General features: G+C 73.3%; 14 protein-coding genes. 6 read left to right on the top strand and 8 right to left on the bottom strand.

Annotation, left to right across the window (positions count from 1 at the left end):
- Positions 1-2 precede the first annotated feature (2 nt).
- Together ADK65_RS13695 and ADK65_RS13690 are read right to left on the bottom strand one after the other, a co-directional pair.
- Positions 3-365, bottom strand: coding sequence for a DUF952 domain-containing protein (locus ADK65_RS13695; RefSeq protein WP_053670336.1), 363 nt, complete (start codon positions 363-365; stop codon positions 3-5).
- A 188-nt stretch (positions 366-553) separates the two neighbouring features.
- Positions 554-1105 carry a tellurite resistance TerB family protein gene (locus tag ADK65_RS13690; protein ID WP_053670335.1) on the bottom strand — a complete coding sequence of 184 codons (552 nt, stop codon included), beginning with the start codon at positions 1103-1105 and terminating at the stop codon, positions 554-556.
- Positions 1106-1391: 286 nt separating this feature from the next.
- On the opposite strand from ADK65_RS13690, the gene ADK65_RS13685 reads away from it, so the two are divergent.
- Positions 1392-1754, top strand: coding sequence for a DUF1304 domain-containing protein (locus ADK65_RS13685; RefSeq protein ID WP_053670333.1), 363 nt, complete (start codon positions 1392-1394; stop codon positions 1752-1754).
- A 16-nt stretch (positions 1755-1770) separates the two neighbouring features.
- Here the strand turns inward: ADK65_RS13685 and ADK65_RS13680 are convergent, their stop codons facing one another.
- Positions 1771-2193, bottom strand: coding sequence for a DUF5994 family protein (locus tag ADK65_RS13680; RefSeq protein WP_053670330.1), 423 nt, complete (start codon positions 2191-2193; stop codon positions 1771-1773).
- 179 nt (positions 2194-2372) lie between these two features.
- Here ADK65_RS13680 and ADK65_RS13675 point away from each other — a divergent pair, with 179 nt between their 5' ends.
- Together ADK65_RS13675 and ADK65_RS13670 are read left to right on the top strand one after the other, a co-directional pair.
- Positions 2373-2747: a DUF6479 family protein gene (locus ADK65_RS13675; protein WP_053670328.1), complete on the top strand. Its 375-nt coding sequence runs from the start codon at positions 2373-2375 to the stop codon at positions 2745-2747.
- Positions 2744-3286, top strand: a complete 543-nt coding sequence (locus ADK65_RS13670; RefSeq protein WP_234352869.1) for a hypothetical protein — start codon at positions 2744-2746, stop codon at positions 3284-3286. The genes ADK65_RS13675 and ADK65_RS13670 overlap by 4 nt, the downstream gene beginning before the upstream one ends.
- Here the strand turns inward: ADK65_RS13670 and ADK65_RS13665 are convergent.
- A complete protein-coding gene (locus ADK65_RS13665) occupies positions 3280-4008 on the bottom strand; it encodes an Ig-like domain-containing protein (protein WP_053670327.1) in 729 nt (242 codons plus the stop codon). The genes ADK65_RS13670 and ADK65_RS13665 overlap by 7 nt on opposite strands.
- Before the next feature lie 161 nt (positions 4009-4169).
- Entirely contained in the window at positions 4170-5852 is a 1683-nt protein-coding gene (locus tag ADK65_RS13660; protein ID WP_199825622.1) for a glycoside hydrolase family 13 protein, read from the bottom strand.
- A 286-nt stretch (positions 5853-6138) separates the two neighbouring features.
- Between ADK65_RS13660 and ADK65_RS13655 the strand changes: the two genes are divergently transcribed.
- A complete protein-coding gene (locus tag ADK65_RS13655; protein ID WP_053670323.1) occupies positions 6139-7086 on the top strand; it encodes an LAETG motif-containing sortase-dependent surface protein in 948 nt (315 codons plus the stop codon).
- Between the two features lie 162 nt (positions 7087-7248).
- Here ADK65_RS13655 and ADK65_RS13650 read toward each other — a convergent pair whose 3' ends face one another.
- Together ADK65_RS13650 and ADK65_RS13645 are read right to left on the bottom strand one after the other, a co-directional pair.
- Positions 7249-8628: an AAA family ATPase gene (locus ADK65_RS13650; RefSeq protein ID WP_234352868.1), complete on the bottom strand. Its 1380-nt coding sequence runs from the start codon at positions 8626-8628 to the stop codon at positions 7249-7251.
- 269 nt (positions 8629-8897) lie between these two features.
- The gene (locus tag ADK65_RS13645) at positions 8898-9872 is read right to left on the bottom strand and encodes a nucleoside hydrolase (protein WP_053670318.1); all 975 of its coding nucleotides are present in this window, start codon (positions 9870-9872) and stop codon (positions 8898-8900) included.
- Positions 9873-10071: 199 nt separating this feature from the next.
- Here ADK65_RS13645 and ADK65_RS13640 point away from each other — a divergent pair, with 199 nt between their 5' ends.
- Both ADK65_RS13640 and ADK65_RS13635 read left to right on the top strand, forming a co-directional pair.
- Complete coding sequence (locus tag ADK65_RS13640) at positions 10072-10617, top strand: pyridoxamine 5'-phosphate oxidase family protein (protein ID WP_053670316.1); 546 nt, start codon at positions 10072-10074, stop codon at positions 10615-10617.
- 164 nt (positions 10618-10781) lie between these two features.
- On the top strand, positions 10782-11567 hold the full coding sequence (locus ADK65_RS13635; protein ID WP_053670314.1) for a hypothetical protein: 786 nt from the start codon (positions 10782-10784) through the stop codon (positions 11565-11567).
- A gap of 18 nt (positions 11568-11585) precedes the next feature.
- On the opposite strand, the gene ADK65_RS13630 is transcribed toward ADK65_RS13635, so the two are convergent.
- Positions 11586-12377, bottom strand: a complete 792-nt coding sequence (locus tag ADK65_RS13630; protein ID WP_053670312.1) for a GAF and ANTAR domain-containing protein — start codon at positions 12375-12377, stop codon at positions 11586-11588.
- Positions 12378-12537 lie beyond the last annotated feature (160 nt).

The raw sequence follows: 12537 nt of genomic DNA, 5'->3' as shown, positions 1-12537 counted from the left end.
CGTCATCCTGTCGCAAGCAGCTCGGCGGCCCTGCCCTCCTCGTCGAACCGCACCTGCAGGACGTGGTCGACGGCGTCCCGGTCGAGGGGGCCGAAGACGTGCGGGAACAGGACGTCACCGGAGACACCGGGCGGCGGGGCGGGGGCCGCAGCCTCCCACTCGACCCGGGCGGTGAGCCGCGCCTCGTCGAGGGCGAGCACCAGCAGGGGTTCGGACGCGTCCCGGTAGAAGGCGTTGACGACGGCCAGCGTGGTCGCCTCGTCCGGGGAACAGTGCACGAAACCCTCCTCGGCGAGGGAGGCCGGCGCGTACGTCCGGCCGGTGGCGGTGGTCCAGACGGTGTGCGGTACGACGTGATAGATCATGGCCCTGTTATAGACGGCGGCGGCAGCCCCGGGAGCCCCAGGGCGGCCACGGTCCGCCGGGTCACCTCGGCGATCAGGGCGTCCGAGGGCTCCGTTTCACCGCGGAAGGCGGGGCGCGCTCCCGCCGCAGCGGCAGGCTGCGGCGGGCTTCCGTCACCGCGGACGGGAGTCACGCCCTCGCTCGCCGGTCAGAGCTGGAACTCGGCCGGGGACACCCCCAGCGTCGCGCAGGCCTCGCGAAGGACCGTCGCCTCGGCCTGGGAGAAGTGGCCGTCGGCACCGGCGATGACCATGCCGGTCTGGATCACGGCCCTGGCCTCGGTGGGCTTCTTGGCTGCCTTCGCGATCTCCTGCATCGCCTCCGACTTGCCGAGCTGGAAGTTGGCGGTCAGCTGGTCCACGTGCTTGCCGAACCGCTGCCGGAGCTGCTCGGGCGGGAAGTTCTGCAGGACGTCGTTACTGAGGATCATGGACTCGACCTGCTGGCGCTCGGCCGGGTCCACATGTCCGTCGGCCGCCGCGACCAGGGCGCACATCGCCATGCTCGCGTCCCGGTACGCGCCGCTCTTCAACTCGTTCTTCAGCGAACCGAGCTGCGTCTTCAGCAGGCCGACCAGCTGGGCCTTGCCGCCACCGCCGGACCTCGTCCCGCCGCCGTGCCCACCGGTCGTCGCGCCCCGCGCCCCCTGGCCCTGCTGGAAGGCCTTGGCCTGGTCCTTGAGCCGGTCCCACACTGCCATTGACGTCACCTCGGTACTAGTCGGCATCACCCGGCGCACCTGCTCACGCGCGCACACCCGTCCAACGCCCGGCCCACAGGCAAAGGTTCCGCAAAACGAAGGGCGACGGCGGTGCGGGGCGCGGCGCGCCATGGGAGGGGAGGCCGGGTCCGGCTCCCGAGCGGCACACGCGGGGACGCGACGGCCGGACCCGGCCTCTGGCCGCAATCTGCCACCCCGGGACCCGCGCCGCCTCCCGGGAGGGCCCGAAGGAGGACGGGCCGGGCGGGCCTGTGATGATGAGCGCATGTCGACCGTCGCCACGCTCGCGGTGCTGGCCCTCGCCGCGCTCCACGCCTACATCCTGGTGCTGGAAATGTTCCTGTGGACCACGCCGAGGGCCCGGGCGGCCTTCGGCACCAGCGCCGAGTTCGCCGAGGGGACGAAGGCCCTGGCCGCCAACCAGGGCCTCTACAACGGCTTCCTCGCCGCCGGTCTGGTGTGGGGCGCGGTGGCGTCCGACCCGGTGGGCTTCCAGGTCTCGGTGTTCTTCCTGGTGTGCGTGGCGGTCGCCGGGGTCTACGGCGCCGCGACCTCGAGCAGGAAGATCCTCTTCGTGCAGACCGTCCCGGCGCTGGCCGCCCTGGCCCTGGTGCTGCTGGCGCACTGAACGGCGGGGCGGGGCGTCACACGCCCTGGGTGACGGCCCGCTCCATGAGCCGGCCGGCCTCCTCCACCGCCGTCGCGGGCGGCACCACCAGCAGGTCGTAGCGTCCCTGGCCGGGCGCGAGCAGACAGACGGTGTGCGGCGCGGAGGGCGAGTCGTTGTGACCGACGTGCACCGCCTGCCCCGCGACGACCAGCTGCGCCGGGCAGTCCGGCCAGGTCTCCCCGTGGACCAGGACGCTGTCGATGCGCCCCCAGTCGTGTGGGAGCACGCCCAGCAGTCCGGTCAGTTCCTCTGCCAGGTCGTCCGACCGGGGCCACCACGCGCCGTCGATACGCCGTGCCGTGCGGCCGTGGGGCGTCGGCCCGGCGAGCCGTAGCCGGACTTCTCGCGGCGCGGGGAGCGGTGCCGGTGATGGGGAGGAGGCGGAGGCGGAGGTCATCGGGGGGCTCCTGCTGCGGACCGGGGGCGGGCGGAAGACCACCCGAGGGCGGCCGGAAGACCGGTGCGGCCCGTAGGTGCGGCCCGTGGTCGCGGCACACCCTCCGTCCTCCACGGTACTCCGCGGGGCAGCAGGATATTCCGGGCGCTTTATCCCATTCCGTCGGTGATACTTGGGGCATGAGTACGGCTACGTATGCAGAACTGGCGGCGTCGTCGGATCACGCGGTCGCCGTGACCATCGCCTTCGTCGGCGGGCTGATCGTGGCCTGCGCGCTGATCTGGGCCGTGCGGGTCGGGATGCAGGTCATGGACAAGGACACCCATCACCCCGCACCCGAGGAACAGCCGCACCTCCCGGAGGGCGGGCCGGTCCGCGAGACCAGGGAGATGCGGGAGCCCGACGACGTGCCGGTCGTGGCACGCGACGGCCAACGGCTCATGCCCCATGAGCTCCACCGTGCCAGCACCAGGACCGGCAAGGACCAGAAGCCGCGCCGCTGGTCGCCCGGATCCAGCGGATCGTTCGGCGGCGGCGGGCTCGGACGCACATGACGCCGCGAGGCCCGGGAGCCGGCGGACCCCGGGAAGACGGCACGTCGGCCTGGCACCGCAGGCGCTGGGCGACGGGCGGGGCGGCCCTGGTGCTGGGCCTGTCCGCCGTGCTCGCGGGCTGCAGCGGCGACGACACCCCCGCGGACACCGTGAGCAGGGCGGAGTCCGCCGTGGGGTCGATCGCCTCGGGGGCCTCCGAGGCGGCGGAGGCGGTGGAGTCCGCCACGGCCGAGGCACAGCGGCGGCTCGACGACATCCAGGACGGCATCGACGTCAAGGGCGACGTGAAGACCGGTGCGCCCGTCACCGGGTCCGACGGCCGGGTCCGCACGGAGGTCACCGCCCGCAACACCGACGACGCGACCCGGTCCTTCGCCGTCCAGGTCGACTTCCGCGACGGCGCGGGACAACTGGTCGACACGGTCATCGTCACGGTGGACCACGTGCAGGCCGGCCACTCCGCCACGGCCACCGCCCGCAGCACCCACGACCTCTCCGGTGAGGTCCGTACCGAGGTCGCCCGGGCGGTCCGCTACTGATCCGCGCCGGCCGGGGCGACCACGATGTCCACCTGCTCGCTCATCGCACTCACCCCGTTCAGAGCGGCCACCGCCTGCAGCCGGTTGGCGCCGGCCGGGAGGGCCGGGCCCGGGGTGCAGGCCCAGGTGCCGTCGGGGGCCGCCGTCGTCGTGCACACCTCCCGGCCGTCCTTGTCACGGACGGTGACCCGGGCGCCCGGGTGAGCGGTGCCGGAGACCTCCGGCCGGGGGGACAGCGGTACGCCGGACAGCGGACGGGTCAGGACCGGTCCGGCCAGGCCCACGGTCACGGAACACCGCCCGACGGCCCGCGGCACGCCCCGCGCGTCGGTGAACCTCAGGGAGCAGCCGGACAGCCGGACGCCCGGAACGGCATCCGCCGGCACGGCCAGTACGAACGGGAAGACCCGGTTCCGTCCGGCCGCCGCGCCCGTCACGGTGTAGGTGGCGCTGCGTCCGCCGGCGGCGACCGAGCCGCGGTATCCGGAGGCGGCGAGCGGCGTGCCGGTCACCCGCGCCCCCCGCGGCGCGGTCAGCGTCAGCACGGCCCCCTCGAAGACCTTCTCGACGCCCACGACCCCGACGATGCCCTCCCGCCCGGGCGCGATGATCGCGGCACCCCACAGCGCGCCCTCCCGGGCCGCCGCGGGCGGGGCGGGGCCCCCGACCACCACCGCGACCAGAGCCCCCGCCACGACTGCTGTCCTGCTGTACCTGTTCATCGCGGGCTGTACCTGTTCATCGCGGGCGGGACTCCCTGTCCGTGCACGGTCGGTGGCACGATCCTCCCCGCCACCCCCGCCCATGGCTCGCCCTGCTGGGCCAGGCGAGTGGGGCCCGCAGAAGGACGCCGACGGCCCGAGACGGCACTACATCGGAACACTCACCGCCCGAGCCACACCGTCGTGTCCGGCCCGAGCCGGCCGTCCTCCAAGGGCGCGCTGCTCAGCAGCACCTCCCCCGCCGGCACGTCGACCGCCGCGCCGGAGAGGTTCGTGACGCACCGCCACACCTCGCTGCGGTCGAACCCGAGCACGCCCCGCGGGGTGTCGTCCGCCCAGGTCAGCTCCTCACCGTCGAGGAGCTTGCGGCGCAGCCTCAGCGCCGTGCGGTACAGCTCCAGGGTGGAGCCCTCGACCCCGTCCTGGGCCTCGACGGCGTAGGCGGCGAAGCCGGGCGGCTGCGGCAGCCAGGCACCGCCCGGCCCGAAGCCGTACGACGGTCCGGTCGTCGTCCACGGCAGCGGCACCCGGCAGCCGTCACGGCCCTTGCGGACGTGGCCCGTCTGCTCCCAGATGGGGTCCTGGAGCACCTCGGTGGGCAGGTCGGCCACCTCGGGCAGGCCCAGTTCCTCACCCTGGTAGACGTAGGCCGAGCCGGGCAGCGCCAGCATCAGCAGCGTGGCCGCCCGGGCCCGGCGCAGCCCCGCCGCCTCGTCGACGGCCGGGGCGTGACCGCCGGCCAGGAGCCAGGCGTTGAGGTCGGTGCCGGGCGGCAGCGCCAGCCGGGAGGCGTGCCGGATGACGTCGTGGTTGGACAGCACCCAGGTGGCCGAGGCGCCCGCCGCCCGGGCGGTGGCGAGCGAGTCGGTGATGACCTGCCTCAGCTCCTGCGCGTCCCACCCGGCCTGCAGGTACTCGAAGTTGAAGGCCTGGCCCAGCTCGTCCGGGCGGGCGTACAGCGCCCGCCGGGCGCCGGGCACCCACGCCTCGGCGACGGCCATGCGGGGCGGGCGGTAGGCGTCGAGGATCTTGCGCCAGTCGCGGTAGATCTCGTGCACGTCGTCGCGGTCGTAGAAGGGGTGCGTGCCGGGCGGCAGCGCGGTGAGGGCCTCCTCGCGGCTCAGCTCGGGCCGGCCGAGGTCGCGCAGGGGTTCGCTCAGGTCCTTGACGAGGGCGTGGGCGACGTCGACGCGGAATCCGTCGACGCCGCGGTCGGACCAGAAGCGCAGGGTGGTGCGGTGGTCGGCGCGGACCTCCTGGTTCTCCCAGTTGAGGTCGGGCTGCTCGGGGGCGAACAGGTGCAGGTACCACTGGCCGTCGGGCACCCGCTTCCACGCGCTGCCGCCGAAGACGGACTGCCAGTCGGTGGGCGGGAGTTCGCCGTGCTCGCCGCGGCCGTCCCGGAAGACGTAGCGGTCGCGGGCGGCCGAGCCGGGCCCCGCGTCCAGGGCCTCCTGGAACCACGCGTGCCGGTGCGAGGAGTGGTTGGGGACGATGTCGACGATGACCTTCAGGCCGAGGCGGTGGGCCTCGGCGACCAGGGCGTCGAAGTCGTCGAGGGTGCCCAGGCGCGGGTCGACGTCCCGGGGGTCGGCGACGTCGTAGCCGCCGTCGGCGAGCTCGGACGGGTAGAAGGGGCTCATCCACAGGGCGTCCACGCCCAGGGCGGCGAGGTGGCCGAGGCGGCGGGTGATGCCGCGCAGATCACCGAGTCCGTCGCCGTCGGCGTCGGCGAAGCTGCGGGGGTAGATCTGGTAGACGACGGCCTGGCGCCACCAGTCGGGGTCCCGGGACGACAGGTCGAGGGTCGAGCGCTCGGTCACGCGGTCTCCTTCGCAGGGCATACGGGCGACTGCATTGAATCTGTCCAGAATGCCGGAAAAAGGAACCATCGCGTCGATCGGAGCAATCCATTCCTGCTGTGACGAAAGTGTGATGGCGGTGCAACTTCCTTTGCATTACCGCAGGTTGACAGTGTGCTGCGGCACCGCCACCATGGGGCCACTGAGGCACATGTGACCAATGAGCCCAGTGCTTCTCAGACCACTCACTTCCTGGTGCGGCCCGGCAGCCACGCGCTGCCCGCATGCCGCCACCCGGGTTCGGCACACGCCAAGAAATGGGATACGCATGTCCATAGCGAGACGTGTCACCGCGCGACGCCTGCTGGGGACGAGCGCCGCGGCCCTCGCCCTCTGCGCCGCCACCGCCACGACCGCCTTCGCGCACGGCGCGCCCGGCGGAGACGGCTGGTCGTCCGGCGGCGACTACAAGCCCGGGACGGGCGCGGGCACGGAGACCGGGACCGATCGCTGCCAGTTCTCGCTCGACGGCACGAACTTCTACGACTCGGTCAAGGTCGACGACCAGAACCTGAAGCCGACCGAGGACGGCAAGGTCCACATCAAGGTCCGCGCCGCCGGTGACGCGGCCACCTGCACGGCCTCCCTCGCCTCCTACCTCGCCCACGGCGCGACGTTCGCGACCTCCGGCGAGCAGGTGTTCGTCGACTTCGACTCCGTGACGGTCAAGCAGGGCGGCACCGACTCGCTCGACATCGCCATCCCGGACAAGGGCTGCTTCGGGCAGATCGACCTCTACCGGGGCGCGGTGAAGTTCGACGGCAAGCTGGACGCGAAGGACGGCTTCGAGCACGGCGAGCTGCCCAAGGGCCCGGACCGCCCGGTCATCAAGGACAAGCTGATCGCGGCCTGGAACGGCGGCACGAAGGACTGCACCACCACCCCGCCGCCGGCGGAGACCGAGCCGCCCGCCTCGACGCCGCCGGCGAGCCCGTCCGAACCGGCCGAGGAGACCACGCCTCCGGCGTCCCCGTCCGAGCCGGCCGAGCCCTCGACGCCGCCGTCCTCCGACACGGACACGCCCACCCCGAGCGCCTCCGAGTCGACGCCCGTCGCGCCCAAGCCGAACGGCGGTGGCGGCGACCTCGCCGAGACCGGCGCCGACAGCAGCACCGGCCCGATCGCCCTCGGCGCGGCGGCCCTGCTGGCCGGCGGCGCGGCCCTCGTCGTCGTGACCCGCCGCCGCGCGGCGAAGCGCGGCACCACCGGCGCCTGAGCCAGTCTGCTTCCACCAGCGCCCCGCCCTGCCGAGTCCCCCCGGGACCACGGCAGGGCGGGGCGCAGCGACTCCCTCGAGAACCCACGGGGCCCGACGGACGACCCGACGCGGTGAAGGAACCAGGCCTCTCGGGTCCCGGGCACCGACCAGGGCTGCGTTCTACGGCAGAACAGCCGTCGGCATCGTCCGGCCGTAGAGCTCGTCGAGGCCGATCAACAGGACACCGCCCCGCTCGGCCTCACCGCGCAGGGCATCGCTGAAGCCGGCAGCGCTGAAACAGGCCAGCCCGCAGTGCGTCGTATCCATCCCCCGTCCGGCGAGGAGCTCTCTGGCCCGTTCCAGACGTTCCAGATGGTTCGTCCCCATGACGGTTCCCCACTTCGCCTCGCCGAGCAGCGCGACCGCGGGCCTGTCTCCACCGGATCCCGACTCCACCACGGCCACGTCGATCTGGATCTGCCGACGTTGCCTCGAGTCGGTCACCACACCACTTCCGACGTCACCCAGTGACGTGCCGAGCAGCGAGCGGCCCGGTCCGAGCACGTACTCCCGGCACAGCGCCTCGAAATGCGGGCCGGCCACCTGCGCGGCGAAGCGCTCGGCCGACCGCGGCCATACCTCTGCGGCCTGACCGCTCTCGAGGCGGGCCCAGGCCGGACGCATGATGGCCTCGTAGAAGGTGATCAGCGGCTCGGTGATGCGGTACTGCGACTTGCCCGCCCGGAAGATGTCCGCCTCCCGCACCAGCAGGTGACTGTCCTCCAAGACATTGAGCGGATGCGAGATGTCCACGGACTTGCGGCCTATGTAGCCGGCGATGCCTCCTCGCGTCGCGTTGCCCTGCGCCACAGCCGCGAGCACCGAGTGGTAGAGCGCCGTGTCACGGATGTCCGCCTCCTCCGCAAGCAGATACCGGGCTTCCCGGAACAGCGGGCTGAACGGCGCCAGGACGGTGCGGCAGACCCAGTCGTCGAAGTCGCCCATACTCGCGGGAACGTCATCGGCCAGGAACTGGCGGCGGTACGCAGGGGTCCCTCCCACAACGGCGTGCAGCCGCGCGGCCAGGGCGGGCTCGTCGGCGACACCCCAGAAGTCCGCCGCGGCCCGGTACCCGAAGGGACGAACGACCAGTTCCAGTTGCGCCCGGCCACGCAGCGGTGCGGTGCTGGCCAACAGCCCGCCCATGACGGACATCGCCGAACCGCACAGGAGCAGCCGCATGCCGCTCTCCTCGATCTGGAAGCGGTCGATCACGCGCTGGATGAGCGAGGGGAGCTCCGGGGTCGCCTTCACCAGATACGGGAACTCATCGATGACCACGAGGAAGGGGCTGTCCCGCCGCCCGGGAGCGGCCAGACCGAAGAGGTAGGAGACCGCGTCGTCCCATGACGCGAAGGAGAAGGGCGCCGGCGAACCCACGTGCTCAGCGAGAGCCGCGCTGAACTGGCGGAGGGACTCCGCCTCCGTCCCGGCCGTGGCCCCGAAGTAGAAACCTCCGCACTGCTCGACGAGTGCCCGCAGAAGATATGTCTTTCCCATGCGTCGTCGACCGCTGACGATACCGAGCATGGCATGGGACGACGGCCGGTTCGCGAAGGAGCTGAGCGCTTCCCATTCGCTCCCGCGAGCGTAGATCCGCGACGGCTTGTCCGGTCCTGACCCACGGCGCATGAGAACTCCCGAACCGAATAGGACTACACCCCTAAGGAGTGTAGTCCTAAGTCGAGGGTCATCCAGCGGGGAAGCCCCCGATCTCGTCGACGCCGCACGCCTCTCCAGGCCCCGGGCGTTCTCAGGCCCGGGCGTTCTCACGCCTCGACGGTCGACAGGTACAGCTTCACGTAGCGCTCCACGTCCACGTCCAGCCCCACGTCGACCAGCGGCTGTTCGCGTGTGCCCTCGTGAAGCTCCGACTCGCCGGGCCGGGGGCGGCGGTCCACGATCGTCATCCCGCGCGTCGGTCCGGTCGCGAGGGACACGTCGACCGGAAGGCGGTGGGTCGTCAGGCCCTCGGGGTCGGCGACCGCGCACACGGCTCCCGCGTCGCCGAGGCCGCCGGACGTCTCGGCGGGGTCGTCGGGGCGGCTGTCCGGATGGGCCGGGCGGTACGAGAGCAGTTCCCCGGCCAGCCGCGCCCCGGGCTCCCCGCTCGTGCGCAGCCTCCGCACGTCCGCCGCGGGAACCACGACCCGGTTGAACACGTCCAGCCCGTACATCGTGATCGGCACCCCCGCGGTGAGCAGGATCGCGGCCGCCTCCGGGTCGTGCCAGACGTTGAACTCCGCGACGGGTGTGGCGTTGCCGACGGCCGCCGCGCCGCCCATGAAGACGATCCGCTCGATGCCCCGGACCACCTCCGGATGCGTGCGCAGGAGCAGCGCGATGTTGGTGAGGGGCGCCGTCGGGATGAGGGTGACCGGGCGCGGGGAGGCGAGGATCTCGCGCCGCAGCAGCGTCACCGCGTCGACGTCGGCGGGCCTGCGGGACGGCTCGGGCAGCCGCAGGTCCCCCATGCCGTCGCGCCCGTGCACGTGCTGCGCCGAGCGGGGGGCCTCGATCAGCGGCCGCTCGGCGCCCCGGGCGACGGGGATGGGGGGAGCGCCCGCCTGTTCCAGCACCGTCAGGGTGTTGCGCACGACGCCGTCGACATCCGTGTTCCCCGCCACGCAGGTGATCGCCCGCACGTCGAGCGCCGGGTGCCGTACGGCGAACAGCAGGGCGAGGGCGTCGTCGACACCGGTGTCGCAGTCGATGATCACCGGGATGGGCCGGCCGTCCGTCACGGGGGACTCCTTCCAGATGGCTGCCGCGGGAAAGCTCCGCGGGAGTGACCCTACGGCTTGGACGACGGCCCGCTCCCGGCTCATCGCGGGCGACCCGAGCCGGCACGTCCGGGCCGTACGGCGACACGAACGGACGCGGCGATGATTCCGGCCCCGCCGGACGGTCGTTACGGGCAGGAGACGACGAAGGAGTCACGCCATGCCCGCACAGCGACCGACGACCGAGCTCGACGCCCGCTACAGCTCCGCGCTCACCCCCCGTCCGGGTGCCTCGGAGGTCACCGCCACCCCGTGGGACGAGGCACAGGGACGGCTGGCGGCCGCCGAGATCTTCTGGGTGTCCACTGTGCGGCCCGACGGCCGGCTGCACGTCACGCCCTGCATCGCCGCCTGGCACGAGGGGGTGCTGTACTTCTCCACCGGCCGCACCGAGCAGAAGGCGAAGAACCTCGCACACGACGCGCACTGCGCGCTGACCACCGGGGCGAACTCCCTCACCGACGGGCTCGACCTCGTCGTCGAGGGCACCGCCGAGCCGGTCGGCGACCCGGCCCTGCTGGAGGAGGTGATCACGGCGTACGAGACGAAGTACGGGCCGCACATCACCTCCCCCGAGGGCACGTTCCACGGCATCGGCGACGCGTTGCGCGGCGGCGAGGTGGTGTTGTTCGCGGTGGCCCCGGACACGGCCTACGGCTTCGGCCGGGACAACGGCGTCTACAGCCACACGCGGTGGACGTTCTGAGCCCGGGTTTTCGGACGGCGGGCGCGGTGCCCGGTCCGCTCACCCGGACGGCCCGTATCGCTGGTGGCCGGACGGTCGCGGTGGTGCCGTAGGAGCACGCACCCGATCTTGGAGAGCGGCCCCGCCCCGAGGCGCCTCCTCGAGCCCCCCGCAGGAGGCACCCGATGACCCACCCCTCGGCCACCCGTGCCCTCCTGGCCTCCACGCTGTCCGTGACCGCCCTGCTGGGCACGGCCGGCTGCACGGTCGGCGACGCACCGCGGCCCCGGTGGTTCTCCGCCTCGGCGTCCGCCTCCGGCGCGTCCCCCGCGGTCGAGCGGCCGTCCGGTTCCCGAGCCGCCCTCACCGAGGCACAGGCCCGGGCGGCGCTGGTCACCGAGGCCGATCTGGGAGAGCCGTGGACGCCGTCGCGGGGCGCGCGGACCTGGCGTGACGGACTGCTCAAAGCGACCACGCAGGACCAGGACTGCCAGCGGCTGCTGGACGTCCTCTACACGGAGGAGCCCTTCGGCACACCGAAGGGCCCGCAGGCGACGTCCGCGCTCGACGACGGCGACACCGACGCCCAGTTGCGCTACCGGGTCGCCGCCCACCCTCCGGCGGAGGTGGACCGCACGCTGGACTGGCTGAAGTCGCTGCCCGGCAGGTGCGGCGAGTTCACGGCCACGACCACCCGCGGCGTCGTCCAGGGTGTGGAGGTCCGCGACCTGCCGCTGCCGCCGGTGGGGGACGCCCGGCAGGCCCTGCGGGTCATGCTGGCCGGCGAGACGGAGGAGGGGGAGCTGACCTACCTCACCATGGACCTCGCCGCCGTACGCGTCGGCGAGGAGGCGATCACCCTCACCAACGCCGGCCTGGACGAGGTGTACGCGGAGGTCACCCGGCAGACCGCCGAACTCGGGGCGCAGCGTCTGACCGAGATCAGGAAGCAGGGCAGGGCACAGATCTGAGGCCGCGCTCCTCGGCGTTCAGTAGCGGTCGAACCGCGTGCGGTGGGCGAGCACGTCCCGCGCCACGTCCTGGGCCGTACGCCCGTGCGCGAAGGCGTCCGCCCGCAGCCGCGCCAGCGCGTCGTCCGCGCCCACGCCGAGCTGCGCCATGATCATGCCGACGGCCTGGTAGACCTCGTCGTGGTCGGCGGCCAGTCCGCTCAGCCAGTCGTCCCCGTCGAGCGTCCCGGGCTCGTCGCCGTGCGGCAGTGCCATCAGGGCCACGGTCATGACACCGGCCACGACCCGGGCCGTGTGCAACTCGCGGTCGGTGAGCCCGCCAGGGCGGTCGCGGTAGAGGTCCAGCGTGCCCACGCACACCGCGCCGCTGCCCAGCGGCACCGCGTACACCGCCCGCACCCCGGCCTCGGTGGCCTGCTGGGCGAAGACCGGCCAGCGTCCGGCGTCCCGGCCCGTGGTCAGATCGCAGGCGAGGACGGGCGCGCCGTCCTCCAGCGCGCTCTGGCAGGGGCCGTCGCCCAGCGTGGCCTGGATCCGCGCCAGGTGCGCGGCCTGCTCGCTGCTCGCGCTCAGCTGGACGGGCATGCCCTCGCTGCGCAGGGACACGCTCGCGCCGATCACCGGCAGCAGTTCCACCGCCACCTCGCACAGCCGCCCCGGCACCTCTCCGGGCTCGGCACCCCGCACGCCCCTGGCGATCGCGTCGGCGGCCCGGGCGCCGTCCGGGTCAGGGCCGCCACCCCCGGCGCGGCCGGGGCCCGGGCCGCCGTCGGGAGCGTCTCGGGGATCGTCCCTGGGCCGCACGACCACCGCCTCCTTCGCTCACCGCGGCTTGCACCGTCGACGGTTTCCGGGAGCGGGGCCATGGCGGAAGCGGGCGGCCCGCGACCGCGCCACCAGGCCGCCGTGCGACCGGCCGGACGACTGTGCCCGGTGCCCGCCGCGCACCGGGCCCGGCCCTCTCGGAACC

The organism is Streptomyces sp. NRRL B-1140, from assembly GCF_001280065.1.
Classification (GTDB): Bacteria; Actinomycetota; Actinomycetes; order Streptomycetales; family Streptomycetaceae; genus Streptomyces.
This window is presented reverse-complemented; position numbering and strand designations above follow the sequence as displayed.

Bases quoted from the DNA above. Each gene is read 5' to 3' on its own strand.
- ADK65_RS13650 (WP_234352868.1), bottom strand. From the start codon at position 8,628: ATGGGAAAGACATATCTTCTGCGGGCACTCGTCGAGCAGTGCGGAGGT.
- ADK65_RS13690 (WP_053670335.1), bottom strand. From the start codon at position 1,105: ATGGCAGTGTGGGACCGGCTCAAGGACCAGGCCAAGGCCTTCCAGCAG.
- ADK65_RS13665 (WP_053670327.1), bottom strand. From the start codon at position 4,008: ATGAACAGGTACAGCAGGACAGCAGTCGTGGCGGGGGCTCTGGTCGCG.
- ADK65_RS13670 (WP_234352869.1), top strand. From the start codon at position 2,744: ATGACGCCGCGAGGCCCGGGAGCCGGCGGACCCCGGGAAGACGGCACG.
- ADK65_RS13660 (WP_199825622.1), bottom strand. From the start codon at position 5,852: ATGCCCTGCGAAGGAGACCGCGTGACCGAGCGCTCGACCCTCGACCTG.
- ADK65_RS13640 (WP_053670316.1), top strand. From the start codon at position 10,072: ATGCCCGCACAGCGACCGACGACCGAGCTCGACGCCCGCTACAGCTCC.
- ADK65_RS13635 (WP_053670314.1), top strand. From the start codon at position 10,782: ATGACCCACCCCTCGGCCACCCGTGCCCTCCTGGCCTCCACGCTGTCC.
- ADK65_RS13685 (WP_053670333.1), top strand. From the start codon at position 1,392: ATGTCGACCGTCGCCACGCTCGCGGTGCTGGCCCTCGCCGCGCTCCAC.
- ADK65_RS13655 (WP_053670323.1), top strand. From the start codon at position 6,139: ATGTCCATAGCGAGACGTGTCACCGCGCGACGCCTGCTGGGGACGAGC.
- ADK65_RS13695 (WP_053670336.1), bottom strand. From the start codon at position 365: ATGATCTATCACGTCGTACCGCACACCGTCTGGACCACCGCCACCGGC.
- ADK65_RS13680 (WP_053670330.1), bottom strand. From the start codon at position 2,193: ATGACCTCCGCCTCCGCCTCCTCCCCATCACCGGCACCGCTCCCCGCG.
- ADK65_RS13675 (WP_053670328.1), top strand. From the start codon at position 2,373: ATGAGTACGGCTACGTATGCAGAACTGGCGGCGTCGTCGGATCACGCG.